21 protein-coding genes are annotated in these 24,456 nt (G+C 60.4%); 13 read left to right on the plus strand and 8 right to left on the minus strand.

Annotation, left to right across the window (positions count from 1 at the left end):
• The first annotated feature begins 30 nt into the window (after positions 1-30).
• The 3 genes from relA to KGB25_RS24935 all read left to right on the plus strand — a co-directional run bounded on the left by relA (position 31) and on the right by KGB25_RS24935 (position 3,803).
• Positions 31-2,274 carry a GTP diphosphokinase gene (relA, locus tag KGB25_RS24925; protein WP_008029318.1) on the plus strand — a complete coding sequence of 748 codons (2,244 nt, stop codon included), beginning with the start codon at positions 31-33 and terminating at the stop codon, positions 2,272-2,274.
• 124 nt (positions 2,275-2,398) lie between these two features.
• Positions 2,399-3,232 (plus strand): nucleoside triphosphate pyrophosphohydrolase, encoded by an 834-nt coding sequence (mazG, locus tag KGB25_RS24930; protein WP_223437130.1) that lies wholly within the window; start codon positions 2,399-2,401, stop codon positions 3,230-3,232.
• 28 nt (positions 3,233-3,260) lie between these two features.
• Positions 3,261-3,803, plus strand: coding sequence for a DUF2058 domain-containing protein (locus KGB25_RS24935; RefSeq protein WP_008041629.1), 543 nt, complete (start codon positions 3,261-3,263; stop codon positions 3,801-3,803).
• Between the two features lie 70 nt (positions 3,804-3,873).
• Here KGB25_RS24935 and KGB25_RS24940 read toward each other — a convergent pair whose 3' ends face one another.
• The 6 genes from KGB25_RS24940 to KGB25_RS24965 form a co-directional block, all read right to left on the minus strand.
• Positions 3,874-4,062 carry a hypothetical protein gene (locus KGB25_RS24940; RefSeq protein WP_192420389.1) on the minus strand — a complete coding sequence of 63 codons (189 nt, stop codon included), beginning with the start codon at positions 4,060-4,062 and terminating at the stop codon, positions 3,874-3,876.
• A gap of 403 nt (positions 4,063-4,465) precedes the next feature.
• Positions 4,466-5,686: a beta-ketoacyl-ACP synthase I gene (gene fabB / locus KGB25_RS24945; RefSeq protein WP_008029314.1), complete on the minus strand. Its 1,221-nt coding sequence runs from the start codon at positions 5,684-5,686 to the stop codon at positions 4,466-4,468.
• An 11-nt stretch (positions 5,687-5,697) separates the two neighbouring features.
• Positions 5,698-6,213 (minus strand): 3-hydroxyacyl-[acyl-carrier-protein] dehydratase FabA, encoded by a 516-nt coding sequence (gene fabA, locus KGB25_RS24950; RefSeq protein WP_003179264.1) that lies wholly within the window; start codon positions 6,211-6,213, stop codon positions 5,698-5,700.
• A gap of 247 nt (positions 6,214-6,460) precedes the next feature.
• Positions 6,461-8,362 carry an ATP-binding protein gene (locus KGB25_RS24955; protein WP_223437132.1) on the minus strand — a complete coding sequence of 634 codons (1,902 nt, stop codon included), beginning with the start codon at positions 8,360-8,362 and terminating at the stop codon, positions 6,461-6,463.
• Positions 8,359-9,291, minus strand: a complete 933-nt coding sequence (locus tag KGB25_RS24960) for an ABC transporter substrate-binding protein (protein ID WP_223437134.1) — start codon at positions 9,289-9,291, stop codon at positions 8,359-8,361. Before KGB25_RS24960 ends, KGB25_RS24955 begins: the two co-directional genes overlap by 4 nt.
• Positions 9,292-11,415 carry a TonB-dependent receptor plug domain-containing protein gene (locus KGB25_RS24965; protein ID WP_223437136.1) on the minus strand — a complete coding sequence of 708 codons (2,124 nt, stop codon included), beginning with the start codon at positions 11,413-11,415 and terminating at the stop codon, positions 9,292-9,294.
• A 196-nt stretch (positions 11,416-11,611) separates the two neighbouring features.
• Between KGB25_RS24965 and KGB25_RS24970 the strand changes: the two genes are divergently transcribed.
• The 5 genes from KGB25_RS24970 to KGB25_RS24990 all read left to right on the plus strand — a co-directional run bounded on the left by KGB25_RS24970 (position 11,612) and on the right by KGB25_RS24990 (position 15,808).
• Positions 11,612-12,637: an NAD(P)H-dependent glycerol-3-phosphate dehydrogenase gene (locus KGB25_RS24970; protein ID WP_223437138.1), complete on the plus strand. Its 1,026-nt coding sequence runs from the start codon at positions 11,612-11,614 to the stop codon at positions 12,635-12,637.
• Positions 12,638-12,670: 33 nt separating this feature from the next.
• Positions 12,671-13,018 carry a DUF4389 domain-containing protein gene (locus KGB25_RS24975; protein ID WP_008029309.1) on the plus strand — a complete coding sequence of 116 codons (348 nt, stop codon included), beginning with the start codon at positions 12,671-12,673 and terminating at the stop codon, positions 13,016-13,018.
• Positions 13,015-13,467, plus strand: coding sequence for a phosphohistidine phosphatase SixA (sixA, locus tag KGB25_RS24980; RefSeq protein WP_223437140.1), 453 nt, complete (start codon positions 13,015-13,017; stop codon positions 13,465-13,467). The genes KGB25_RS24975 and sixA overlap by 4 nt, the downstream gene beginning before the upstream one ends.
• A gap of 197 nt (positions 13,468-13,664) precedes the next feature.
• Positions 13,665-15,332: an AMP-binding protein gene (locus KGB25_RS24985; protein ID WP_223437142.1), complete on the plus strand. Its 1,668-nt coding sequence runs from the start codon at positions 13,665-13,667 to the stop codon at positions 15,330-15,332.
• 32 nt (positions 15,333-15,364) lie between these two features.
• On the plus strand, positions 15,365-15,808 hold the full coding sequence (locus tag KGB25_RS24990) for a hotdog fold thioesterase (protein ID WP_223437144.1): 444 nt from the start codon (positions 15,365-15,367) through the stop codon (positions 15,806-15,808).
• Positions 15,809-15,838: 30 nt separating this feature from the next.
• Here the strand turns inward: KGB25_RS24990 and KGB25_RS24995 are convergent, their stop codons facing one another.
• Positions 15,839-18,805, minus strand: a complete 2,967-nt coding sequence (locus KGB25_RS24995; protein WP_223437146.1) for an RHS repeat-associated core domain-containing protein — start codon at positions 18,803-18,805, stop codon at positions 15,839-15,841.
• 206 nt (positions 18,806-19,011) lie between these two features.
• Between KGB25_RS24995 and KGB25_RS25000 the strand changes: the two genes are divergently transcribed.
• The 5 genes from KGB25_RS25000 to KGB25_RS25020 all read left to right on the plus strand — a co-directional run bounded on the left by KGB25_RS25000 (position 19,012) and on the right by KGB25_RS25020 (position 23,321).
• Entirely contained in the window at positions 19,012-19,818 is an 807-nt protein-coding gene (locus KGB25_RS25000; RefSeq protein WP_008029305.1) for an alpha/beta fold hydrolase, read from the plus strand.
• Positions 19,815-20,669 carry an alpha/beta hydrolase gene (locus KGB25_RS25005; protein ID WP_008029303.1) on the plus strand — a complete coding sequence of 285 codons (855 nt, stop codon included), beginning with the start codon at positions 19,815-19,817 and terminating at the stop codon, positions 20,667-20,669. The genes KGB25_RS25000 and KGB25_RS25005 overlap by 4 nt, the downstream gene beginning before the upstream one ends.
• A 50-nt stretch (positions 20,670-20,719) precedes the next feature.
• Entirely contained in the window at positions 20,720-21,379 is a 660-nt protein-coding gene (locus KGB25_RS25010; protein ID WP_008029301.1) for a glutathione S-transferase family protein, read from the plus strand.
• Between the two features lie 8 nt (positions 21,380-21,387).
• Positions 21,388-22,194 carry a DUF4892 domain-containing protein gene (locus tag KGB25_RS25015; RefSeq protein ID WP_008029299.1) on the plus strand — a complete coding sequence of 269 codons (807 nt, stop codon included), beginning with the start codon at positions 21,388-21,390 and terminating at the stop codon, positions 22,192-22,194.
• A 71-nt stretch (positions 22,195-22,265) separates the two neighbouring features.
• A complete protein-coding gene (locus tag KGB25_RS25020) occupies positions 22,266-23,321 on the plus strand; it encodes an AI-2E family transporter (protein ID WP_008029297.1) in 1,056 nt (351 codons plus the stop codon).
• Between the two features lie 105 nt (positions 23,322-23,426).
• Here KGB25_RS25020 and xopAW read toward each other — a convergent pair whose 3' ends face one another.
• Complete coding sequence (xopAW, locus tag KGB25_RS25025) at positions 23,427-24,275, minus strand: XopAW family type III secretion system calcium-binding effector (protein ID WP_223437147.1); 849 nt, start codon at positions 24,273-24,275, stop codon at positions 23,427-23,429.
• Between the last annotated feature and the right edge of the window lie 181 nt (positions 24,276-24,456).

Below are 24,456 nucleotides of genomic sequence, written 5' to 3' on the forward strand. Positions count from 1 at the left end.
TGAATCTGCGTCGTAGGGAAGGTAAGCAAGATGGTACAGGTGAGAGCACACCAGCCGATCAACACCGACGGCAGTATCAATCTCGAGGCTTGGCTCGATCATGCGGTCAGTGTCGATCTGGCACTGGATCGCGAAGCCTTGAAAGAAGCCTGCGAGTACGCTCGCGAGGCAGAACAACAAGCCAATGCGGCGAAGAATTTGTGGTCTGAGGGAAACTCCAGTTTCCGCACCGGCCTTGAAATTGCCGAGATCCTCGCCGATCTCAAGCTCGATCAGGATTCGCTGGTCGCTGCGGTCCTGTACCGAGGCGTGCGCGAAGGCCAGATCCAGTTGCCGGCGGTCAGCCAGCGCTTTGGTCCCGTGGTGGCCAAACTCATCGACGGCGTGCAACGCATGGCGGCGATCAGCGACAGCCTGAGTCCGCGTAAATCCATGGTGATGGGCACTCAGGGCCAGGTGGAAAACCTGCGCAAGATGCTCGTGGCCATGGTCGACGACGTGCGTGTCGCGCTGATCAAACTGGCCGAACGCACCTGCGCGATCCGTGCGGTGAAAACCGCCGACGACGAGAAGCGCAACCGCGTCGCCCGGGAAGTCTTCGACATCTACGCGCCGCTCGCCCACCGTCTCGGCATCGGTCACATCAAGTGGGAGCTGGAGGACTTGTCCTTCCGCTACCTCGAGCCCGATCAGTACAAGCAGATCGCCAAGTTGCTGCACGAGCGGCGCCTGGATCGCGAGCGTTTCATCGCCGATGTGATGAACCAGCTGAAAGTCGAATTGCAGGCCACCGGCGTCGATGCCGACATCAGCGGCCGGGCCAAACACATCTATTCGATCTGGCGCAAAATGCAACGCAAGGGTCTGGAGTTCAGCCAGATCTACGACGTTCGCGCCGTTCGCGTGCTGGTGCCGGAAATGCGCGATTGCTACACCGCGCTCGGCATCGTCCACACCTTGTGGCGGCACATCCCGAAAGAATTCGACGACTACATCGCCAACCCGAAAGAGAACGGCTACCGCTCGTTGCACACGGCGGTGATCGGGCCTGAGGGCAAGGTGCTGGAAGTGCAGATCCGCACCCATTCCATGCACGAAGAGGCCGAGTTGGGCGTTTGCGCGCACTGGCGCTACAAGGGCACCGACGTCAAGTCCGGCTCCAACCACTACGAAGAGAAAATCTCCTGGCTGCGTCAGGTGCTCGAGTGGCACGAAGAGTTGGGCGACATCGGCGGCCTGGCGGAACAGCTGCGGGTCGATATCGAGCCGGACCGGGTGTACATCTTCACCCCCGACGGTCACGCCATCGACTTGCCGAAAGGCGCGACGCCGCTGGACTTCGCCTACCGCGTGCACACCGAGATCGGTCACAACTGCCGTGGCGCGAAGATCAACGGGCGCATCGTACCGCTCAACTACAGCCTGCAAACCGGTGAGCAAGTCGAGATCATCACCAGCAAGCACGGCACCCCGAGCCGCGACTGGCTGAACCCGAACCTGGGTTACATCACCACCTCGCGGGCGCGGGCGAAGATCGTTCACTGGTTCAAATTGCAGGCGCGCGATCAGAACGTCGCGGCCGGTAAAACCCTGCTCGAACGCGAACTCAGTCGCCTTGGCTTGCCGGCGGTGGATTTCGACAAGCTGGCCGACAAGGCCAACATGAAGACTGCCGAGGACATGTTCGCCGCGTTGGGCGCAGGCGATTTGCGCCTGGCGCAACTGGTGAACCTGGCGCAGCAACTGGTCGAGCCGGAACGCGGCAACGAGCAGCTGGAACTGATTCCGCGCAAGGCCACCGGCTACAAACCGGGCAAACGCGGCGACATTCAGATCCAGGGCGTCGGCAACCTGATGACGCAAATGGCGGGCTGCTGCCAGCCGTTGCCGGGCGATGCCATTGTCGGTTACATCACCCAGGGCCGTGGCGTGAGCATTCACCGTCAGGACTGCGCCTCGGTGCTGCAACTGGCCGGGCGCGAGCCTGAGCGGATCATCCAGGTCAGCTGGGGGCCGGTGCCGGTGCTCACCTATCCGGTGGACATCATCATCCGTGCCTACGACCGTTCCGGATTGCTGCGTGACGTCTCGCAAGTGCTGCTCAACGAACGGATCAACGTGCTGGCGGTCAACACCCGCTCGAACAAAGAGGACAACACCGCGTTGATGTCCCTGACCATCGAGATCCCGGGGCTGGATGCGCTTGGGCGGTTGCTGGGGCGGATATCCCAGTTGCCGAACATCATCGAAACCCGGCGTAACCGTACGCCGTGAGAAACCTTCACGGAAATTGATGGTGATATCTGTAGGAGCGAGGCTTGCCCGCGAAAACGGTGTGTCAGACATGCAGCTTTCGCGGGCAAGCCTCGCTCCTACAGAGCGTAGAGATTACTAAAAGATGTATTCACTTGAAGATTTGTTGCACCTGATGAGCCGTCTGCGTGACCCGCAGTTCGGCTGCCCGTGGGACATCAAGCAAACCTACGCGACCATCGTCCCGCACACCCTTGAGGAAGCCTACGAAGTCGCCGACGCCATCGAGCGCGGAGACTTCGATCACTTGCAGGGTGAACTGGGCGATTTGCTGTTCCAGGTGGTTTATTACAGTCAACTGGCCCGGGAAGAAGGGCGCTTCGAATTTGCCGGCGTCATTGACAGCATCACCCGCAAGTTGGTCCGTCGTCATCCACACGTGTTCCCCACCGGCGATCTGTACGCGCCGATGGATGTTCCGCGTCTGAGTGAAGAGCAGGTCAAGCAGCGCTGGGAAGAAATCAAGGCTGAAGAGCGCGCCGAGAAATCCGCGGCGCCGCAACAACTGTCCTTGCTCGACGACGTGCCCGCCGCGTTGCCGGCGTTATCCCGTTCGGCCAAGTTGCAAAAGCGTGCAGGGCAGGTCGGTTTCGACTGGCCGGATGCGTTGCCGGTGTTGGACAAGGTTCGCGAAGAGCTCGATGAAGTGCTCGAAGCCATGGCCGACAACGACTCGGCAGCGATTGCCGATGAAGTCGGTGACCTGCTGTTTTCCGTGGTCAATCTGGCGCGTCATTTAAAGGTCGATCCGGAAACCGCCTTGCGCGGTGCCAACAGCAAATTCGAAAGACGCTTCCGTTTTATCGAACAGGCATTGCGCGACACCCACCGTCCCATAGAAGATTGCACCCTCGAAGAGTTGGACGCCTTGTGGGGCGAAGCCAAACGTCAGGAAAAGAATTTGCCCAGCTGCGGTTGAGCAGTGGCCTAAGTGAGAAATAAGCACCATGAGCATTTCCCTTCGCGACCAGTTGCTAAAGGCAGGGCTGGTCAACCAAAAGCAGGCCAAACAGGTCGGCAAAGAGAAGCAGAAGCAGCAGCGTCTGGTCCATAAAGGTCAGATCGAACAGGACGACACCCAGCAGCGTCTGGCGCAGGAAGCACTGGCCGAGAAGGTCAAGCGTGACCAGGAGCTGAACCGTCAGCAGCAAGAGAAAGCCGAGGCCAAGGCCCGTGCCGCGCAGGTCAAGCAATTGATCGAAGTCTCGCGCCTGCCGAAGCTGACCACCGAGGACTACTACAACTTCGTTGACGACAAGAAGGTCAAGCGCCTGTCGGTCAACGCGCTGATGCGCAACAAGCTCAGCAACGGCTCGCTGGCGATCGTGCACCATGCCGGCGGCTACGAAGTGATCCCGCGTGAGGCGGCCCTGAAGATCCAGGAACGCGATCCGCAGCGCATCGTGCAGCTGAACGTGCAGACCGAAGAAGCGGCGGCTGAAGACGATCCGTACGCGGCCTATCAGATTCCTGATGATCTGATGTGGTAAGCGGTTAACGACTGCTACAACGACAAACCCCGCTCATGGCGGGGTTTGTCGTTTTCAATGCTGTCGTTGCTTATGCGGATCGGAGCTCTCGTTGCTGCTCCAGTGTTTCCAGTTCGGCCTTGTAGCTGTGGGCGTCGGTTTCGGAGTGGAACATCCCAACCAACATGCCTTGTTGGTGTACGTCCCAGATCCGGATGCCGGCGGCTACGCCTTCGTGGGATTTATGTGAATCGTCGCGTTCAGTTACTTTTACAGTCATCTGCTAGCTCCAATCTCTGTGATATCTGCAGCAAGGCGTGTGCAGGACTCAGTTATATGTTTGGTTAGCTTGCTAAGTAAACGACTGCGTTTGGTAACGCACTCTTGTGAATTCTGCAAAAGTGCTGCAGCCCGCGTAATACGCGACGTTCGGTCGCAGGGCTTTGGGTTTCATGACAAAAGCTTCATGTTCGTGAGAAAGAAATTTGCGAGTTAACTACTGAACCTGTGGGAGCGAGCCTGCTCGCGATAGCGGTCCTGACAGATACATTGATATCGAATGTATAGCCGTCATCGCGAGCAGGCTCGCTCCCACAGGGTAGTGTTTGACTGTATTTTTCAATCACAAAAAAAACGCCCCGAACCAGTCGGGGCGTTTTTGTGTGCAGCGTAGCGGCGGGGTATTACTTACCCTGCCAGCGCTTCAGTACCAAAGTAGCGTTGGTACCACCGAAGCCGAAGCTGTTGCTCATCACGGTGTTGAAGGCGACGTCTTCGCGAGTCTTGGTCAGGATCGGCATGTCTGCCACTGCTGGGTCCAGCTCGTCGATGTTGGCGGAACCCGCCATGAAGTTGCCTTCCATCATCAGCAGGCAGTAGATCGCTTCGTGAACGCCAGCGGCGCCCAGGGAGTGACCGGACAGGCTCTTGGTAGAGCTGATGGCCGGAGCCTTGTCGCCGAATACCGCACGCACGCCTTCCATTTCCTTGGTGTCGCCGACCGGAGTCGAGGTACCGTGGGTGTTCAGGTAGTCGATAGGTGCGTCAACGGTGGACATGGCCATCTGCATGCAACGGATGGCGCCTTCACCGCTTGGGGCAACCATGTCGTAGCCGTCGGAAGTTGCGCCGTAGCCAACGATTTCCGCGTAGATTTTCGCGCCGCGAGCCAGAGCGTGTTCCAGCTCCTCGACCACCACCATGCCGCCACCGCCGGCGATGACGAAACCGTCACGCTTGGCGTCGTAGGCGCGGGAGGCCTTCTCCGGGGTTTCGTTGTACTGGGTGGACAGGGCGCCCATGGCGTCGAACAGGAACGACTGGCTCCAATGTTCTTCTTCACCGCCACCGGCAAATACGATGTCCTGCTTGCCCAACTGGATCTGCTCGACCGCAGTACCAATGCAGTGAGCACTGGTGGCGCAGGCGGAGGAGATCGAGTAGTTCACGCCCTTGATCTGGAACGGCGTGGCCAGGCAGGCGGAAACGGTGCTGCCCATGGTCCGCGTCACGCGGTATGGACCAACGCGCTTCACGCCTTTCTCGCGCAGGATGTCCAGCGCTTCCATCTGGTTCAGCGTGGAGGCGCCACCGGAACCGGCGATCAGGCCGGTACGCGGGTTGGAGACTTGCTCATCGGTCAGACCGGAGTCGGCGATGGCGTCTTTCATGGCCAGATAGGCGTAAGCCGCCGCGTGGCCGACGAAGCGATAGATCTTGCGATCGATCAGTTCTTCGAGGGGAAGGTCGATGGAGCCGGAAACCTGGCTACGCAGACCCATTTCGGCATATTCCGGGTTGAACCGGATGCCAGGGCGGCTTGCACGCAGGTTAGCGGAGACGGTCTCTTTGTCATTGCCCAGGCACGAAACGATGCCCAGACCAGTGATAACGACGCGGCGCATGCGGATAACCCTTAGAAGTTGTCAGTGGAGGTGAAAACGCCGACCCGGAGGCCTTCGGCGGTGTAGATCTCGCGACCGTCGACAGTCACCGAACCATCGGCGATGGCCAGGTTCAGCTTGCCTTTGAGGACGCGCTTGATATGAATGTTATAGGTCACTTTCTTCGCGGTCGGCAGAACCTGACCAAAGAACTTCACTTCGCCCGAACCCAGGGCGCGGCCACGGCCCGGCAGACCTTGCCAGCCGAGGAAGAAACCGACCAGTTGCCACATGGCGTCGAGGCCCAGGCAGCCTGGCATCACCGGGTCACCTTCGAAGTGACAGGCGAAAAACCACAGATCCGGAGTGATATCCAGCTCGGCGACCAATTCACCTTTGCCGTACTTGCCGCCTTCTTCGCTGATCAGGGTGATGCGATCCACCATCAGCATGTTCGGGGCGGGCAGTTGCGCGTTACCTGGGCCGAACAGCTCACCGCGACTGCAGCGCAGCAGGTCTTCCCGAGTAAAGGCGTTTTGTTTGGTCATGCGAGCTCCTCAATAGTCCCATGCGGCAGGTGGGGCAAATCTTCCCGACCGATCGAAGCGTTCATGCCTCGAATCGGCAGCCTACTCATAGACTATTGCGTTGTGGTGAAAGTCACAGCACCAAGGACATGAATGTACACTTGTGCACTGAAATTATTATTCAAGCCCCTTTTCGGGCCTGTTCGGGTGCCTAAGACTGCCGCACTTTCGCCTTTCACGCCAGTCGCAGATGGTCGAAAGGCCTGCACTACTGCACCCATCGTTGCAGAATCTGCTGCAGATCAGTGCGTTTGAAGGGCTTGGCCAGGTAATCGTTCATTCCCGCCGATAAACAGGCTTCGCGGTCGCCCTGCAAGGCGTTGGCGGTCAGCGCGATGATCGGCAGGTCAGTGCAGCCGGGTAATTGGCGGATCTGGCGGGTGGCCTCGTAGCCGTCAATGATCGGCAGTCGGCAGTCCATCAGAATCGCTTCGAAAATCAGACTTTCGGCACTTCGCACCGCTTGAGCGCCGTCGGTGGCGACGCTGACAGTAAAGCCCAGACTGCGCAACATTGCTTCGATAACGGTCTGGTTGACCGGGTTGTCCTCGACCAACAGCACATTGCGCCCTTCACCGTCACCGCTGCCGGTCGGTGTGCGCGGTGTCAGTACCGGCAGCTTCTGTTTATACAGCGCCAGCGGGATTTCCAGGGTGAACACCGAGCCGCGACCTTCCTCGCTCTGGGCGCGCAAGGTTCCGCCCATGCGTTCTGCCAGGGTGCGGGCAATCGGCAGCCCCAGCCCGGTGCCGCCGTAACGCCTTGAAATAGAACTGTCGGCCTGCTGGAACGCGTTGAACATCAATTCCAGGCTTTCGGCCGAGATACCAATCCCGCTGTCGCGCACGGTGCAGGTGAACCACAACAACTCGTGATCCAGCGACTGCCACTGCGGCTCGATGCTGACGCGTCCTTTTTCGGTGAACTTCAGCGCATTGCCCACCAGGTTCACCAGGATTTGCCGAATCCGCGTCGGGTCGCCCTGCACCTGCAAGTCACGCATGTCCTCGGGAATCAGCAACGCCAGATCGAGCCCGCGCTGCATCGCGCTGTGCGAGAACGACTGGGCGCAACTGCCGATCAGGTCCGCGAGGTTGAACGGGATGTGCTCCAGTTCCAGCTCCGAACGTTCAATGCGCGAGAAATCGAGAATGTCGTTGATGACTTTGAGCAAGTGCTCGGTGGACTCCGAGGCCAGCGCCGCGTACTCGACCTGCTCTGCGGTCATGTCGGTGGTTTCCAGCAGTTGCAGCATGCCGAGCACGCCATTCATCGGTGTGCGCAATTCATGGCTCATCATCGCCAGGAAGTCCGATTTGGCGTTGTTGGCTTTTTCCGCCTCTTCGCGCGTCTGGATCAACTGCGCCATGGCCTGATGCTGTTCGCGGCTGGCCTGTTCCAGACCGCTGGCGAGGTTGTTGATGTGCTGCGACAGCGCGCCGAGTTCGGTGTCGTCGACAATCGGCAATGGCGTTTTGTAGTCGCCGCTCTGGATCGCCTTGACCGCGTTGCCGATGTCGCGGATCGGCTGCGACAGGCTGCCGGCCAGGCGCCGGGCAATCAGGAAAGTGAACAGCAGGGCGAACAGCGCGAGGACACCGGCCTTGAACAGGATTTCCTGTTGGCGCTTGCTGAAGGCATCGTTCGACAGGCCGACGATCACCCGCCCCAAATAATCCTCGGCGGGGGCGGCGCCAGTGGCTTTGCCGCCCTGGAAGAAATCATTGTGCAGTGCGATGCGTTGCAAGCGCACCGGCGCCTGGAACACTTCGACCTGTTGCGAGCGGGTGTAGGTTTCCGAGGGGTGCTCGACGTACACCAGAATCCGGTTGGCGCTGTCCTGGACTTCCAGAAAGCGCACATTGGGCGTGGCCAGGGTGGCCTTGAGCAAACTTTCAAGCACCTCGTTGTTGCCGGAAATTACCCCGTACTCGGCGGCCGGCGCCAGTTGGTTGGCGATCAGTTGACCGGTGTGATTGAGCTCCTGACGCAGGTCCTGGATCCGCACGAAGGTGAAGAAACTGATCAGCAGCAAGGTCAGCAGCAGGGCAGGGCCGAGGCTGATGATCTGGGTTCGCGTGTTGATGTCCCAACGACGACGGAAAGTCATGGGCGGCGTTCTCCTTCGGCCAACTGTGTTGCGACCAACGCTTCATTAATCTGTTCAATGCCTAACGAACGAGCCACTTGTGGGTTACTCAATACTTTGAAGCGATTGGCGTAGTGCGTGCGCGGCCACGTGGCCGGTGGCCGGTCGAGCAGATCGTCGAGAATCGCCAGCCAGTCGCTCTGGTCGCTGTAGGTGCTGGTCAGGCTTCCGGCCTTGACGAACCCGGCGTTGGGACCGATCAGTGCGGTTTGCCGTGTGTAGCTGCTGAGCAGCAGGTTTTTCGCAGTTTTGGGGTTGTACAGGTCGGGATCGTCGAGGCCCAGCAGCACGTCACTGTTTTTCAGCAGCGTCTGCAACGGTCGGCTGTCATGGGTATTGTCCCAGCGCTCGGTGACGATTTCGAAACCCAGGGGCTTGGCGATCTCGCGCAGTTCGCCCAGGAGAAATTCGCTATGGCTGTCGTAAAGCACCCCGACCCGTTTGACCTGAGGCAACAGGATTCGGGTCAGGCGTAATTGCCGATCCAGCGGCGGGTCGCTCCACAACAGGCTCAAATGCGCCGGCACGGTTGCCCCCAGGCGTTGGCGGGCTTGCAGGCGGCTGATGCGCAGCACCAGCGTCGCCGGGCCTCGGGCGTCTTGCAGGCGCCAGTCGAGGCTCGGCAGATCCAGCAGGATCAACCGGGTGCCGGCGGGCAATTTGTCCGGTGTCGGCAGATTGGCCAGTGGCTGAAAGCGAACGTTGTCAGCCGGGCGCAGGTCGCTCAGGGCCTTGGCAAACGACTGCATGCCCGGGCTGTCGTCGGCGCCGGTCAGCAGAATTTCGGCAGCGTTGACCGAAAGGCTACCCAGCCACCCGGCAAACACCAGGCACAACCCGGCCAGCAGGCGGCCAGGGTTTGGCATCATCCGTGATAGAGAGCGCAACATTTAGAACGCCAGCTCCGCGCTGAAGTAGAGCACTCGCCGCTCGTCGTAGCGGTTGTCGATGAACGTCGTGGGTTGATTGTCCAGGCGCTGTTGGAGGACGCCGGCCAGTTCCAGGCTGGCCTTGCCCAGGCCAACGCGCTTGGCGATGCGCGTGTCGACCCGCTCAAAGCGATAGCCGTTGAGCGCGTCGTCACCATAGTAGAAGAGCGCACTGTTCCAGCCGTGGCCCCAATCGCGCAGCCAACCGGCGGAGCCGCTGTTGCGCGCGGTCTGTTGCGCATCCAGCGGGTTGCTTGCCTCGGCATCGACATAGGCGTAGGTCAGGCGCAAGCGATCGGCACTGCTCAGGCGCCAGTCGAGCTGGGTTTCCGTACCGGTGAAGCGCGAGCTGTTGGCGTTGCTGGCGATGTACTGATTGTTGCGTAGCGGTTCGCTGATCATGCCGGTGATTTCGTCGTGAAACACCTTCACGTCCACCGCCAGCCTCCACTCAGCGAAGTAGCCGTTGTAGCCCAGTTCCCGCGAGCGCATGTGTTCCTGGTCGAGATTGCCGGGACCGCGGGTCTTGACGAAATAGCGGGCGCTGTTCTGGCCGTAGGCAGCGGGTTGCAGGTTGGTCACCCGGTAACTCCAGTTGACGTTGTTCTCGAACATGTCCGGCGAGCGGATGGCTTCCGAATACACCGCACGCAAGCCGTGGCGCGGATTGATCAGATAGTTGACCGCCACGCGCGGCGTCAGCGAGCTGCCGATCAATTGCGTGTCTTCGAACATTGCACCGCCCTGTAACAGCCAGTGTTCGCTTGCGCGCCACTCGAGCTGGCCGAACGCGCGCCATGTCGTGTCGTCGAGCGTGCCATTGAAGTAGGTCTCGGAATCTGCCCGGTCGTAACGATAGTTCAGGCCGCTGACCAGTCGCAGACTGTCGGACAGGCTGAGGGTGTCTTGCAGTTCGAGGTCGTAGCGCGTCTCGCGGGTGCTCTGGTCGATGTCGCCGCACAAGGTTTGGCGGGCGCCGTTGCGCCACTGGTCCAGCACTTTATTCGCCAAGGCTTGTTCTGCCGGCGTGCCGGACGGTGCGCCGGGGCCGACGTAACGCTCGATGTTGCGCGCCAGGCGCTCGGTGTAATTCGGATTGAGCTGCCAGAGCTCGGTCAGTTCAGGGCTGAACGAAACTTCGGCGTCGCAGGCGCGCCAGGTCTGCTGACGATCCCAGTGCTGGGCCGAGCCCTGGATATAAAGGCTGTGATCAGGATTAACATCGAGGTTCCAGCGCAGGGAACCGGCATAGTCCTTGGCCACAACGTCGGAATTGTTCCCGGCGGCGGTAATCCCCGAAAACACCGGGCGGTAGGTATAAGGCCGCTGGTTGCTGCCGTCCTTGGCATTCAATTGCCAATCGAGGCTTTGCTGTTCGTTGAGCGCCTGGCTGACGGCGAGGTTGAAACGGTTCAAGCGGCGGCTGTCGCGGTAATCGGCGCCGCGGCGGTCCGAGTCAAAGCCGTCGTCCTGCTGGCCGGACAGCGACAGGCGCATGTCGCCACCGTCCCAACCCACGCCCTGACTGGCGTAAAAGTCATCGATGCCGCGCTGACCACGAGTGACTTTGACCCGCGTACCATGGCTGTCGGCCGGGTTGCGGGTGATGATGTTGACCACCGCCATCAACGCATTGGCGCCATAGCTGACGGTGTTCGGGCCGCGGAAAACCTCGATGCGTTCGATGTCTTCCATAGCCACCGGAATGTCGCTCCAGTCGACCGTGGCCAGGCCGGCGCGGTACACCGAACGCCCGTCGATCAATACCTGCATGCGCCGCGCTTCGCTGGCGTTGGTGCCGTGATAGTTCACCGCCGCCTGATTGCCGCTGATGTTGCCGACCATCATCCCCGGCACCAATCGCAGCAATTCACTGATGTCACGGGCACCACTGGCGTTGATCAGTTCGCTGTCGATCACCGTCATGCTTCCCGGAACCGCCGCCGGCGACTGTTTAAGACGCGTAGCCGTCAGCACTTGCGGCACCGGCTCGTTGTCGAGAAACAGGTCGTCGGCCAGCAATGGCGGGCTGAATATCAGCGCCAGGACCAGCGGAGAGCGAGGTGCAGCGGGGCCAAACGACACAACACATCCTTGATAGCGATTAATGGGCGCGCATGTTAACCGAGCGGGTCGACTTTTTCAGTCACGATGCCGGCATTTTCCTCGGATTTATCCGTCTTCTTTCTACAAGTGCCGGTAATTGACGCGGGGGCTGGCCGCCACTGGGCCGCTCCGTATAATGCCGACATCGCCATTGGTATGGATTAACGGATTGCATATGACTGAACAGCGCCCAATTGCGGTCCTGGGAGGCGGAAGTTTTGGTACCGCCGTGGCTAATCTGCTGGCCGAGAACGGGCATCAGGTCCGGCAGTGGATGCGTGACCCCGAGCAGGCCGAGGCCATTCGGGTCAATCGCGAGAATCCGCGTTACCTCAAGGGCATCAAGATTCTGCCGGGAGTGGAAGCGGTCACCGACCTGCAAGCCACGCTGGACGCCTGCGATCTGTGTTTTGTCGCGCTGCCTTCCAGCGCGTTGCGTGCGGTGCTGGTTCCGCACACCGAACGCTTGAGCGGCAAATTGCTGGTGAGCCTGACCAAAGGCATCGAAGCCCACACCTTTAAACTGATGAGCGAGATCCTCGAAGAAATCGCCCCGCAAGCGCGCATCGGCGTGCTGTCCGGCCCGAACCTGGCCCGTGAAATCGCCGAGCACGCGCTGACCGCCACGGTAGTCGCCAGCGAAGACGAAGAACTCTGCCAACGGGTTCAGGAAGCGCTGCACGGGCGCACCTTTCGCGTGTACGCCAGCGCCGACCGTTTCGGCGTGGAGTTGGGCGGGGCGCTGAAAAACGTCTACGCGATCATCGCCGGCATGGCGGTGGCGCTGGGCATGGGCGAAAACACCAAGAGCATGCTGATCACCCGGGCGCTGGCGGAAATGACCCGCTTCGCGGTGAATCAGGGCGCCAACCCCATGACGTTCCTGGGACTGGCCGGGGTGGGGGACTTGATCGTCACCTGTTCGTCGCCAAAAAGCCGTAACTACCAGGTCGGCTTCGCCCTCGGTCAGGGCTTGAGCCTGGAAGACGCGGTGACACGCCTGGGCGAAGTCGCCGAAGGTGTGAACACCCTGAAAGTGCTCAAGGCCAAGGCCCAGGAAGTTGGCGTCTACATGCCGCTGGTCGCCGGGCTGCACGCGATCCTGTTCGAAGGGCGCACGCTGAATCAGGTCATTGAACTGCTGATGCGTGGCGAACCGAAAACCGACGTCGACTTTATTTCCACCAGTGGTTTTAACTGATCACGCTCCTCATAAGGAGCAGGAGAGCGAGACATGAACGATCCGAAAACAGAAGCCCAATACGAATCCATCCTGCTGCGGGTGTTGTGGATGATCGTCTTCCTGCTGGTCTGGCAGGTGGCGCAGTTCATCCTCGGCGCCGTGGTGCTGGTGCAACTGGTCTATCGTTTGATCTATGGCGCCCCGAGCGCCAGCCTGATGAATTTCGGCGACAGCCTGAGCCAGTTCCTGGCGCAGATCGGTCGTTTCGGCACGTTTCACAGCGACCAGAAACCCTGGCCGTTCGCCGACTGGCCGACGCCGCGTACACCGGAAGGTGAAGCGCCACACGTCGTGGCGCCTGCGCCGCATCCGGCCCGAGATGAGGAACCCAAGCTATGAAACTCTGGGTATTGCGTCATGGGGAAGCCGAGCCTTACGGCTCGCGTCCGGACTCCGAACGGACATTGACTACCCACGGTCGTGAAGAAGTGCTGCGCAGCGCTGCGCGGTTGATGGGGCAGCCCGTCACCGCGATCTATGCCAGCCCTTACCTGCGAGCGCAGGAAACTGCGCAACTGGTCCGTGAGGCTCTGGGCTTCGAACCGGAGATTCGTACAGTCGACTGGCTGACCCCGGAAACCGACCCGGATAAAGTGGCCGAGCAGTTGGTGTCGGTGAGTGACGTCCTTTTGGTCAGTCACAACCCGCTGGTGGGTAACTTGCTGAGCTACCTGCAACATGGCGCCGGCTATCCACCGGAAAAAGTCAGCACCGCCGGCCTGGCCGAACTTGAGCATAGCGAGTTGTTGATTGGGTCGATGACGCTCAACAGCCTCAAGCACCCATAACACTTTTTGCTGCTTTTGCTTTTGTAGGAGCGTGGCTTGCCCGCGAAGCTTTTAGCGCCTTCAAGGGCCCCTTCGCGGGCAAGCCTCGCTCCTACAGTGTTCGGCTGCAGTACTGATTTTTTGTAATGAAATAGTCAACCAAGCAATCGCTTGGTTGACTACGCTTGCTCCAGACCAAAAATAAAGGAGCGAGTCGCATGTCTGCTGCTTTTCGTTTGCCGCTGGACGTCTTCTACGAGCGCGAAGCCCGTCATCCCCGCCAGCGCTTTCTGGTCCAGCCCACGGGTGGTGGCCAGGTCGAGACCCTGACTTGGGAAGACGTCGGCCATCAGGCCCGCTGCGCCGCGCACTGGCTGCGCGCCCGTGAACTTCCGCAAGGCAGCCACATCGCCCTGATCTCGAAAAACTGCGCCCACTGGATCATCGCCGACCTGGCGATCTGGATGGCCGGGCATGTGTCGGTGCCGTTGTACCCGAACCTCACTGCCGAATCCGTCGCGCAAGTACTCGAACACTCCGAAGCGGCGCTGGCGTTCATCGGCAAACTCGATGACTGGCCCGGCATGTCCCGCGGGGTCAATCCCGACTTGCCGACCATCAGCCTGCCGTTGCACCCGCCGGGTACCTTCGATTTCAGTTGGGCCGACCTGCAAGCCTGCTCACCGATCCAGGACGACCCCAAGCCTGCCGCTGACCAACTGGCGACCATCATTTACACCTCCGGCACCACCGGCATGCCCAAAGGCGTCATGCACAGCTTCGGTAATCTGGGGTTCGCCACCACCCGTGGCACGCAGTTGTTCGGCCTCAATGAGTCGGATCGATTGCTGTCTTACCTGCCGCTGTGCCACGTCGCCGAACGCATGTTCGTCGAACTGGCGTCTATCTACACCGGGCAAACCGTGTTCTTTGCCGAGAGCCTCGACACCTTCCTGACTGATTTGCAGCGTGCGCGGCCGACTGCGCTGTTCGGCGTGCCACGCATCTGGACCAAATTCCAGATGGGCGTGTACGGCAAGATCCCGGCAAAACGCCTCGACTTCCTGCTCGGGCTGCCCTTCATCGGCAAACGGGTAGGGCACAAAGTGCTCGCGGGGCTGGGGCTGGACGCCTTGCGCGTCGCGTTGTCCGGCGCCGCGCCGGTGCCGCAGACGTTGTTGCTGTGGTACCGCAAACTCGGGCTGGACGTGCTGGAGGTCTACGGCATGACCGAAAGCTGCGGTTATTCCCACATCGGCCGGCCCGGCGACAACAAACCGGGCTGGATCGGCAAGCCTTGCCCCGACGTTGAAGTGCAGATCGCCGAATCGGGCGAGGTCTTGGTGCGCAGTGGCGCTACCATGCTCGGGTATTTCAAGGAACCGGAAAAAACCGCCGACACCATCACCGAGGACGGCTTCCTGCGCACCGGTGACAAGGGCGAACAGGACGCCGAAGGCAACCTGCGCCTGACCGGCCGCCTGAAGGAAATCTTCAAGACCAGCAAAGGCAAGTACGTGGCACCGGCACCGATCGAAAACCGTTTGGCGGTGCATTCACGCATCGAGCAAGTGTGCGTGGTCGGCGATGGGTTGAGCGCGCCGCTGGGGTTGTGCGTGCTCTCGGCAGTCGGGCAGCAGGACGCCGGCGGAACCGCGCGTGCCGGCCTGCATTCAAGCCTGGAAAAACTTCTCGAAGAGGTCAACGGCGCCCTCGACAAACATGAGCGCCTGCGCCGGCTCGTTGTCGTCAAAGACAGCTGGGCGGTGGAAAACGGCTTCCTGACGCCAACCCTGAAGATCAAGCGCAACGTGATCGAAGCGGCTTACGGCCCCCGGTTCGAAGAATGGAGCGAGCATAGCGAAGCGGTGCTGTGGCAGGATTGAGCCACGAACAAAACCAACAAAGGATGTGTGCAATGAGTTTGTGGCGTACCACTCCCAACATCGAGCAGTTGAACGCAACTCAGAAAAACACCATCGGCGAAGTGCTGGATATCCGCTTCGAAGCCTTCGACGAAGAGTCCCTGACCGCGAGCATGGTCATCGACCACCGCACTCACCAGCCTTATGGTTTGCTGCACGGCGGTGCTTCGGTGGTGTTGGCTGAAACAGTCGGCTCCATGGCCAGTTATCTGTGCATCGATGCCAGCAAGTTTTACTGCGTAGGCCTTGAGATCAACGCCAACCATTTGCGGGGGCTGCGCAGCGGACGGGTGACGGCGGTGGCCAAGCCGATTCACATCGGGCGCACGACCCATGTCTGGGACATTCGGTTGACCAGCGATGAGGGCAAGGCCAGTTGTGTGTCGCGGTTGACCATGGCGGTGGTGCCGTTGGGGGAGAGCCCGCCGGCCCGATAATCCTTTCGAACCGGGTCTGGACTGACGGCTTCAGATGTCATGAACGCTATGGCGCCGGACGACAGAACGGCTGCTGAATCTAGGCGCCGTTGACTGGACGTCTGGACTAATGCGAGCTGCGGCCTGCGGATCAAATACACTGTATCCGTCCAGAGCGGCTGGCATGACCACAGCTCGATAGTCAGCGAGCCCGATGAAGGCACCGGCGATGGCTCCACTTAGCATGTTCAGCGAATCCCCGCGTTCGGAGGCACTCAGGCCGGTGATGCTGGCCGTCGCAGCTTCAACCGCGGTATTCACGCCGAAAATGAACAGGCTGGAGGTAACCCTGCCGATCGTCCCTAAGGCTGTATCGAGGAGCGGTGGACTTTGAATTGGCGACGTACCCGCTGCATAGTTTGTATCTGGATGATTTCCCCGCAACCACGTGCCGACAAACCCGTCCGCCCCTTCAATCAAAGGACCTAGCCAACTGCGAATGGACTCTGGGACAAATCGACCGAACGCGCCATTGAGTGCGTTAGTTACCGCATAGGCCGAGACTGTTCGATGAACGGTCGGCGCCCGATCTCCCAGGCTGACATTGCCCCAGGAAAAGTTTGCTCCATGCCCCCTGAGTATCTGTTGTAAGAGTTCTCGAATGAAAGCGCCTGCATCTGCGCCTATTCGGTTGATGGCTGTCTGGTTCAGTTCCACCTCTGATTCGTCCGTTGAATCACTGTCATGACTCAATGCCGCCGGTAAAACGCCTATCAAAGCGCCGCCGATGGCACCGAATACCATTGCGTTACGATGATACCGTGCAGCCAAACCACCACCGACAATCCCGACGGCAATCCCATCAAGCAGGCCGGCGGTTGTCTCCAGTGCAGCGTTGGTAGCACGACTGGCGGGCAAGGTGTTCAACGCCGCAATGGTCGACATTTGCACCACGCCGGACATACCCCTGGAAACGAAATCACGCACAAAGGCAGATGAAGACGCATCGCGCAGGTTACTGGTTTGTAGCGTGTGGTCATCTATCAGTCCGGCGATATCTACATGCCCCACCGGATTTGCGTGAACCATCGCATACAGATTCAACCCGTCAGCGGTCCCCGCGGGATCCGCACTCAGCCACCGCTGACACCAAGGCAAGTAGTAGCGAAACCCGTAGTAATACAACCCCGTAACATCCCGTTCCTGCCCTGAATAACGAATGGTTTTGTAACTGGCTTCCAGCTTGCTGCGCCCCGCCCACCAGCAGGTTCCACCGTACGGGTAGTAGCTTTCCCACGTGATCAATCGCGCAGCTTCATCCAGCTCGACGGTGCTGGACTTCAGATGATCGGTGAAGCTGTAGCGATGCGGGTCCTGGGGAATGCCTGACGCAGGTTTTTTCTCCCAATGAAGTACCTGCACTTTGCCGCGCCCGGCCTCCACCGTGATGACATGAAGGATTTCGTCAGTGCACGAGCGAATTTCCACACCCGGCAGGTAGCGGGTTTCGTGGATGCGGGTCAACGTGCCGGTGTAGGCCTGACGGATCTTTCGCAGGCGTTGGCCGCTGCCGTCATAGAGGTAAATCTCGGTGTCGTCAGGCTCGTCCTCTCGCACCACTCGATCGACCTGGCGCAATTGGTTGCGTAAATCCCACAGCAAGTCTTGTCCCGGTTGGAGGGTCATGCGGTTGCCGTTCAGGTCGTAACCGGCGGCAATGTCGTTGTCGTCGGGTAACTCGCCATTGGTCTTTTGAGGCAGGCTGCGATTGCTGGAAGCGGCGATGGCAGTACGTTCGGTGCGGCTGGCACTGTCGGCCTGATGCTGCATGACCTCCAGGTTGCCGGCGGCATCGTAGGTGTAAATACGCGTGTAATTTTCCAGTTGCCCGGGGTCGGGCGCAGATTGGAACGCCGGTAACTGCGGCCCGCCGCAGGCATTGCGAAGCTGTCGGCCGGTGGCGGCTATCAGTCGGTAAAGGCTGTCATAACGGTAGCGATGGGTGTGTTCGATCCGCTGATTGCGGTGAAAGCGAATCGGGTCGGCAGTGTCGGTCAGGCCCGTGATATTGCCTGTGGCGTCGTACTCGTAAGTCAGGTCCTGGATCGCAGGTTGATCTGGCACGTAAGCCTTCAGATGTTCCAGGCGCCCGTCTTCAGGGCGAAAAGTCGCACACGAAATAACGCCATTCCCTGCACGTTGTCGCTCGATCTGACCGAAAGCGTTGTATTGGATATCACTGACCAGGGTTTTTTCCTCGGTCTGCCCGGCCAGTGTCAGGCGAACTTCTTTCAGCTCGGCTGCACGGGTCTGAATGAACGCTTGAGTATTACCTTTTGCGTCGGTCTGCCTGATGGGGTCGCCCACGGCGTTGCAGTGAAGGCGAGTGATCGCTGGATCATCCTCCAGAAAACCATCGCGTTCGCTCTCCGTCGCGGGCCAATCCACGGACCATTGCGGATCTTCGACAAAAGTTCGGCTGTGTTGCAGCGGTGTGCCGCCAATGCCGAACGAGAGGTAGTGCAAAGTGCCTGCGGTGTCGTCCTGGCGAATCAGTTGGCCACACAGGTTAAGGCTTTCATCGGCGCGGGCAGCCGCGTAGGCAAACCTCGCGATGCAGCGTTGCGCTTCACCGTGGGCGTTCTCGAATGAAGCGATCGGCCGGCGCTGCCCGTCGTAGTGCAGGCGGCTATGGGCGAGCTTCTGATCCCATCCTTCGACGCCTTGTCCGTCCTCGCCGAGCAAGCCCAGGCGCCAGCCGGCATCAGTGTTTTCGGACAACAACAGGGCGCCCGACAGGCTGAACGCGTTGATTTGATTGGCGGCGCTCTGGCCTGCCTGATGTAAACGAAACAACCGTGGATCGCGGCTCAGCACGGCACGCCCGGCAACATCGTGGACCTGCTGGGTGATGCAGCTTTCGACTGCAGAATTGTCGCGGCGGTAATACGCCACGGCACGCACGCCCAGACCGCGGGAGTCGATCACTGCAATAGCGGGCGTGTTGGCGTGGGTCATGACAGGCATTGCCTGAGGCTTGGCGACAGTGCTCTTATCCGCGTCATGAGGATTGACTGTCAACTGTCATAAATAACAGGTCCGACCCACCGTGCCGCTCATAGCCACGGCACGACTGTCATCATTCCTGGCAGTTACGGTCATTGCGGTTCCCGGTGGGCTTGCGGACAATCAGGTTCTGTTTTTCGTTTGATGGAACGACCGGTATGTCGCAGCAGATATTTTTCGCCCACGCCAATGGGTTCCCCTCCGGGACCTACGGCAAGTTGTTCGCGGCGCTGGCGCCCGAGTATCAGGTGACGCATCTGGAGCAGCATGCCCATGACCCGCGTTTCCCGGCGGATGACAACTGGCACAACCTGGTGGACGAGCTGATTCATCACCTCAAGCAACAGGCGGAACCGGTGTGGGGCGTCGGCCATTCCTTCGGCGGCGTGCTGCACCTGCACGCGGCATTGCGTTGTCCCGAGCTGTATCGCGGCGTGGTGATGCTCGATTCGCCGGTGCTGACCCGCGCCGATCAATGGGTGATCCTCGCGGCCAAGCGTTTCGGTTTTATCGACCGCCTGACCCCGGCCGGCCGCACATTGGGGCGTCGCGAAGAGTTCGCCGATATCGAGAGTGCCCGCCGTTATTTCGCCGGTAAAACGCTGTTCCGCGGTTTCGACCCTGAATGTTTCGACGCTTACCTGCAACACGGCCTGCATCAGGTCGGCGACAAACTGCGTCTGCGTTTCGATCCCGCCACGGAAATCAGCATCTACCGGGGCGTTCCCCACACCAGTCCCGGTCGCGCACGGCAACTGAAAGTGCCGCTGGCGGTGGTGCGAGGGCACAAAAGCCGCGTGGTGATGCGCCATCACGCCAATTCTGTCGGGCGCATGCCGTTGGGCGAATCCCTGACCATGCCCGGCGGCCACATGTTTCCCCTCGAACGTCCCCAGGACACCGCCACGCTGCTGAAAAACCTGTTCAGCCGCTGGGACGCTCGTCATCAGCAGGATTGCGCATGAACCATGCCGTCGAAGAAGTCCGCCTGAGCCTGCCGCACATTGAGCTGGCGGCGCACCTGTTCGGCCCCGAAGACGGTTTGCCGGTGATTGCCTTGCACGGCTGGCTGGACAACGCCAACAGCTTTGCCCGGTTGGCGCCGAAGCTCAAAGGGCTGCGCATCATCGCGCTGGACATGGCCGGTCACGGTCATTCCGGGCATCGCCCGACGGGTGCCGGCTACGCGATGTGGGACTACGCCCATGATGTGCTGCAAGTCGCCGAACAGCTGGGCTTGAAGCGTTTTGCGCTGATGGGGCACTCCATGGGGGCGATCGCTTCGCTGATCATCGCCGGGTCGCTGCCGGAGCGGGTTACGCACCTGGCCTTGATCGACGGCATCATTCCTCCTACAGACAAAGGCGAAAATGCTGCCGAGCGCATGGGCATGGCCCTGCAAGCGCAACTGGACCTGCGAGAGAAAAGCAAACCGGTCTACAACACCCTGGATCGCGCCATCGAAGCGCGTATGAAAGGTTTGGTGGCGGTCAGTCGCGAGGCCGCCGAATTGCTGGCGCAACGCGGCTTGATGCCAGTGCCGGGCGGTTACACCTGGCGCACCGATAGCCGTCTGACGCTGCCATCGCCGCTGCGTCTGACCACCGAACAAGCCATGGCCTTCGTCCAGCGCGTCAGTTGTCCTGCGCTGCTGGTCGTTGCGGCCGACGGCATGCTCGCCAAACATCCCGAGTTGCTGGAGCGTCTACCCTTTAGCCGTGAACAGCTGCCTGGCGGTCATCATTTGCACCTGAATGACGAATCCGGTGCCGACCTTGTCGCAGACTGTTTCAATCGGTTCTTCGCCGTTCCTTGACTTGCGCCGGGCAACTGTCGAGGCTGGGCGGGTTGAAATGGGAGACAACCATGATAGATCTCTACACCGCTGCGACCCCGAATGGCCACAAGGTCTCTATCGTGCTCGAGGAACTCGGCCTGCCCTACACGGTGCATGCGTTGAGTTTCGACAAAAAGGAACAGAAGTCCGCGGACTTCCTCAAGATCAACCCCAATGGCCGGATCCCGGCGATTGTCGACCGCGCCAACGGCGATTTTGCCGTGTTCGAATCCGGCGCCATCCTGATTTATCTGGCAGAACTGAGCGGCAAGCTGTTGCCCAAGGACCCGAAGGGGCGCTCGGTGGTGCTGCAGTGGCTGATGTTCCAGATGGGTGGAATCGGTCCGATGCAGGGCCAGGCCAACGTGTTTTTCCGTTACTTTCCGGAAAAGCTCCAGGGCGCCATCGACCGTTATCAGCATGAAACCCGACGCCTGTATGAAGTGCTCGACACGCGCCTGCAAGACGTAGAGTTTCTGGCGGACGAATACAGCATTGCCGACATCGCGACCTATCCGTGGGTCCGTGGTCACGAGTGGTCCGGTGTGGCAGTGGACGGCTTGTCGGCCTTGCAACGCTGGATGGCGACGATGGCGGCGCGTCCGGCGGTGCAGCGCGGTTTGCTGGTGCCCGAGCGCATCGACGACGCCAGTGTCGTCAAGGGTGCCCAGGCCATGCTGATCCGATGAGCCTGTCCATGCGATCACTCAGTCTGCTAATGCTGTGTTGTTTCAGTCCTTCTCTGTTTGCCGCCGATGTGCCGGGCAGTCAGGACCTGCCGATCGTGCCGCGCCTGGCCGATTCGCAGATCGTCGACTATCGCCCTACCGCTGAACTCGAACGGATCTACCCGTTGGGCTCGATCCGCAAGATCAGTGGGCAGTTGCGTTTCGACGGTCAGGTCAGCGCCCGCGGCCAAACCACCTCGGTGACCTACGAGCTGCCTGCGGAGCATTCCTCCACCGAAGCCTTCACGGCCGCTCGCGAAGCCTTGCAGAAGCAGGACGCCCAGTTGCTGTTCTGGTGCCAGGCCCGTGATTGCGGCGAGAGCAGCCTGTGGGCCAATGAGGTCTTCGGCAATGCCAAGCTCTATGGGGCCGACGATCAGCAGGCCTACCTGTTGTTGCGTCTGGCGGCGCCGCGGGACAACACCCTGGTGGCGCTCTACAGCATCACTCGCGGTAATCGCAAAGCCTATTTGCACGTCGAGCAGTTCGACGCCGCAGCACCGCTGGGTGATTTGCTGCCGACTTCCGCCACCTTGCTTCGAGAGCTCAAGAGCACCGGCGAGCTCGATTTCCCCAAGCTGACCGGCGACCCTGACGATACCTGGCTGCGTCTGATCTCCCGTGGACTGAACCTGGACACCACGTTGCGGGTCAGTGTGTCCGGGCCGAAGGCCGAAGCCTGGCGCCAGGCCCTGATCGGCCAGGGTGTGCGTACGGCCAGGATGGAAACCGGCAGCGTCGAAGGCTCTGGCCTGCACATCGAACTGTTGCGATAAGCTGTGACAGGCGGACGTGCTTGCCGCGTTCGCCTACTCTTATTGGCTGACTGACTTTTTTCGAGACGTGGATGATCAATAACGATCGACTGTTGGTGCAGATCCTGCTGCTGGTGCTGTTTGGTGCGAGCTTCTGGGTGATGGCGCCGTTCTGGTCGGCCATGTTCTGGGGCGCAGTGCTTGCGTTCGCCAGTTGGCCGCTGATGCGCTTGCTGACCCGTTGGCTCAATGGGCGAGAATCCCTGGCGGCGGCATTGCTGACCCTCGGCTGGATGTTGCTGGTGGCGGTGCCGCTGGTGTGGCTGGGTTTCAACCTCGCGGACCATGTGCGTGATGCCACGGCGTTCATCAAGGACGTGCAGATGGATGGCCTGCCCGAGGCGCCGACATGGCTGGGCAGTATTCCTTTGGTGGGTGCGCGTCTGGTGGTGATCTGGAACAGCATCGATCAGCAGGGCGCGGCGATGATGGTGTCGCTCAAACCTTATCTGGGGCAGGTCGGCAACTGGTTGCTGGCGCGCAGTGCGCAGATTGGCGGCGGCATTCTCGAGCTGACGCTCAGCATTGTGTTCGTGTTCTTTTTCTACCGGGACGGACCGCGTTTGGCGGCGTTTGTCCATGGGCTGCTGCAACGGTTGATCGGTGACCGCGCCGGTTATTACATCGAACTGGTGGCGGGTACGGTGCAACGGGTGGTGAACGGCGTGATCGGGACTGCGGCGGCGCAAGCGGTGCTGGCGCTGATCGGCTTCCTGATTGCCGGGGTGCCGGGGGCGCTGGTACTGGGCATCGTTACCTTCTTGCTGAGCCTGATTCCCATGGGGCCACCGCTGGTGTGGATTCCGGCCACGGCGTGGCTCGCCTGGAAGGGCGAATACGGGATGGCGGTGTTCCTTGGAATGTGGGGGACGTTCATCATCAGTGGGGTCGACAACGTGCTCAAGCCTTACCTGATCAGTCGTGGCGGCAATTTGCCGTTGGTGATCGTGCTGTTGGGCGTGTTTGGCGGGTTGATTGCGTTCGGGTTCATCGGTCTGTTTATCGGGCCGACGTTGCTGGCCGTGGCGTACAGCCTGTTGACCGACTGGAGCAAGAGTCAGGCGCGGGTGGAAGATCGCCGACCGTAAACTCATGGCCGATAAATTGTAGGAGCCGGCTTGCCGGCGATGGCATCACCGCGTTTCACCTCAAACGCCGCGGTGATCCAATCGCCGGCAAGCCGGCTCCTACAATTAGCTTGTAACGTTCAGGTATTTGCCCAACGTCGCCACCTTGTCGAGCGAGTACTGCTTGCTCAGGTTGGCGATCATTTTATTCAGCGCTTCAGTCACGTTCGCCTGATCGGTGGCGCTGTTGCTGTTTTTCTCGCGACCGGCCTGCAGCGCGGCTTCCAATTCGTCGCTGCTGACGCCGCCACTGCTGTCACTGTCCAGCACCTTGAGCAACGCGGCGCTGGTGTCGCTGCTGGTGGTTGAAGTGCTGCTGGCCTGCAACGCACTGCTCAATTCGCCGGCGCTGACACTGCCATCGCTGTCCGCGTCGAGTTGGCTGAACAACTCGTCACTGGACACCTGTTGCGGAGGTGGCGGCGGCGGGGCGAGGCTGGCGGCGAGTTCGTCCTTGCTGACGACGCCGTCTTCGTTTTTATCCAGCGCCGAAAAAATCTCTGTGCTGTCGGCACTGCTGCCGGCGTTGGTCAGGCCGCTGCTCAGCTCATCGCTGCTGATGGCGCCGTCACTGTCGGTGTCCAGTGCGCTGATCAGCGCGTCGGCCAGTTCGGTGTTCGGTGCCTGATCACGCGTTGGTGGTGGCGGTGGTGCCATCGCAGCCATTTCTTCGCTGCTCAGGCTGCCACTGTCGTCACTGTCCAGATCGGCGAAGTTCTTGCTCAGGCTGACCAGCAGGCCGTCCTCGGTTTTCTGTGACAGAGCGCTGGTGAGCTCGTCCTGATCCACCGAACCGTCGCTGTTGGTGTCGAGCCTGGCGAGCAGTTCTTTCTGGAATTGCTGGCTGCGAGCATTGCTGGTTGTGGTGCTGCTGGTGCTGGTATAGCTCGTGTAGTTGCTGACGCTACCGATCATTGGGCTCACTCCCTGGAATGGAAAACCGGTGGGTGCACCGGCTTATGCAGCCTCAAGGAGCAAGTTGTCGTGGGTATGTGGGGTTTGTACCGATTGGTACACACAGGTCAGACTCAGACCCTGTGGGAGCGGGCTTGCTCGCGAAAGCGGTGGATCATTCAGCATTGATGTTGACTGACCC

Source organism: Pseudomonas sp. BF-RE-21, assembly GCF_019947305.1.
In the GTDB taxonomy this organism is placed as follows: Bacteria; Pseudomonadota; Gammaproteobacteria; order Pseudomonadales; family Pseudomonadaceae; genus Aquipseudomonas; species Aquipseudomonas migulae.

Coding starts and splice junctions, on each gene's coding strand:
- relA (WP_008029318.1), top strand. CDS start 31: ATGGTACAGGTGAGAGCACACCAGCCGATCAACACCGACGGCAGTATC.
- mazG (WP_223437130.1), top strand. CDS start 2,399: ATGTATTCACTTGAAGATTTGTTGCACCTGATGAGCCGTCTGCGTGAC.
- KGB25_RS24935 (WP_008041629.1), top strand. CDS start 3,261: ATGAGCATTTCCCTTCGCGACCAGTTGCTAAAGGCAGGGCTGGTCAAC.
- KGB25_RS24940 (WP_192420389.1), bottom strand. CDS start 4,062: ATGACTGTAAAAGTAACTGAACGCGACGATTCACATAAATCCCACGAA.
- fabB (WP_008029314.1), bottom strand. CDS start 5,686: ATGCGCCGCGTCGTTATCACTGGTCTGGGCATCGTTTCGTGCCTGGGC.
- fabA (WP_003179264.1), bottom strand. CDS start 6,213: ATGACCAAACAAAACGCCTTTACTCGGGAAGACCTGCTGCGCTGCAGT.
- KGB25_RS24955 (WP_223437132.1), bottom strand. CDS start 8,362: ATGACTTTCCGTCGTCGTTGGGACATCAACACGCGAACCCAGATCATC.
- KGB25_RS24960 (WP_223437134.1), bottom strand. CDS start 9,291: ATGTTGCGCTCTCTATCACGGATGATGCCAAACCCTGGCCGCCTGCTG.
- KGB25_RS24970 (WP_223437138.1), top strand. CDS start 11,612: ATGACTGAACAGCGCCCAATTGCGGTCCTGGGAGGCGGAAGTTTTGGT.
- KGB25_RS24975 (WP_008029309.1), top strand. CDS start 12,671: ATGAACGATCCGAAAACAGAAGCCCAATACGAATCCATCCTGCTGCGG.
- sixA (WP_223437140.1), top strand. CDS start 13,015: ATGAAACTCTGGGTATTGCGTCATGGGGAAGCCGAGCCTTACGGCTCG.
- KGB25_RS24985 (WP_223437142.1), top strand. CDS start 13,665: ATGTCTGCTGCTTTTCGTTTGCCGCTGGACGTCTTCTACGAGCGCGAA.
- KGB25_RS24990 (WP_223437144.1), top strand. CDS start 15,365: ATGAGTTTGTGGCGTACCACTCCCAACATCGAGCAGTTGAACGCAACT.
- KGB25_RS24995 (WP_223437146.1), bottom strand. CDS start 18,805: ATGACCCACGCCAACACGCCCGCTATTGCAGTGATCGACTCCCGCGGT.
- KGB25_RS25000 (WP_008029305.1), top strand. CDS start 19,012: ATGTCGCAGCAGATATTTTTCGCCCACGCCAATGGGTTCCCCTCCGGG.
- KGB25_RS25005 (WP_008029303.1), top strand. CDS start 19,815: ATGAACCATGCCGTCGAAGAAGTCCGCCTGAGCCTGCCGCACATTGAG.
- KGB25_RS25010 (WP_008029301.1), top strand. CDS start 20,720: ATGATAGATCTCTACACCGCTGCGACCCCGAATGGCCACAAGGTCTCT.
- KGB25_RS25015 (WP_008029299.1), top strand. CDS start 21,388: ATGCGATCACTCAGTCTGCTAATGCTGTGTTGTTTCAGTCCTTCTCTG.
- KGB25_RS25020 (WP_008029297.1), top strand. CDS start 22,266: ATGATCAATAACGATCGACTGTTGGTGCAGATCCTGCTGCTGGTGCTG.
- xopAW (WP_223437147.1), bottom strand. CDS start 24,275: ATGATCGGTAGCGTCAGCAACTACACGAGCTATACCAGCACCAGCAGC.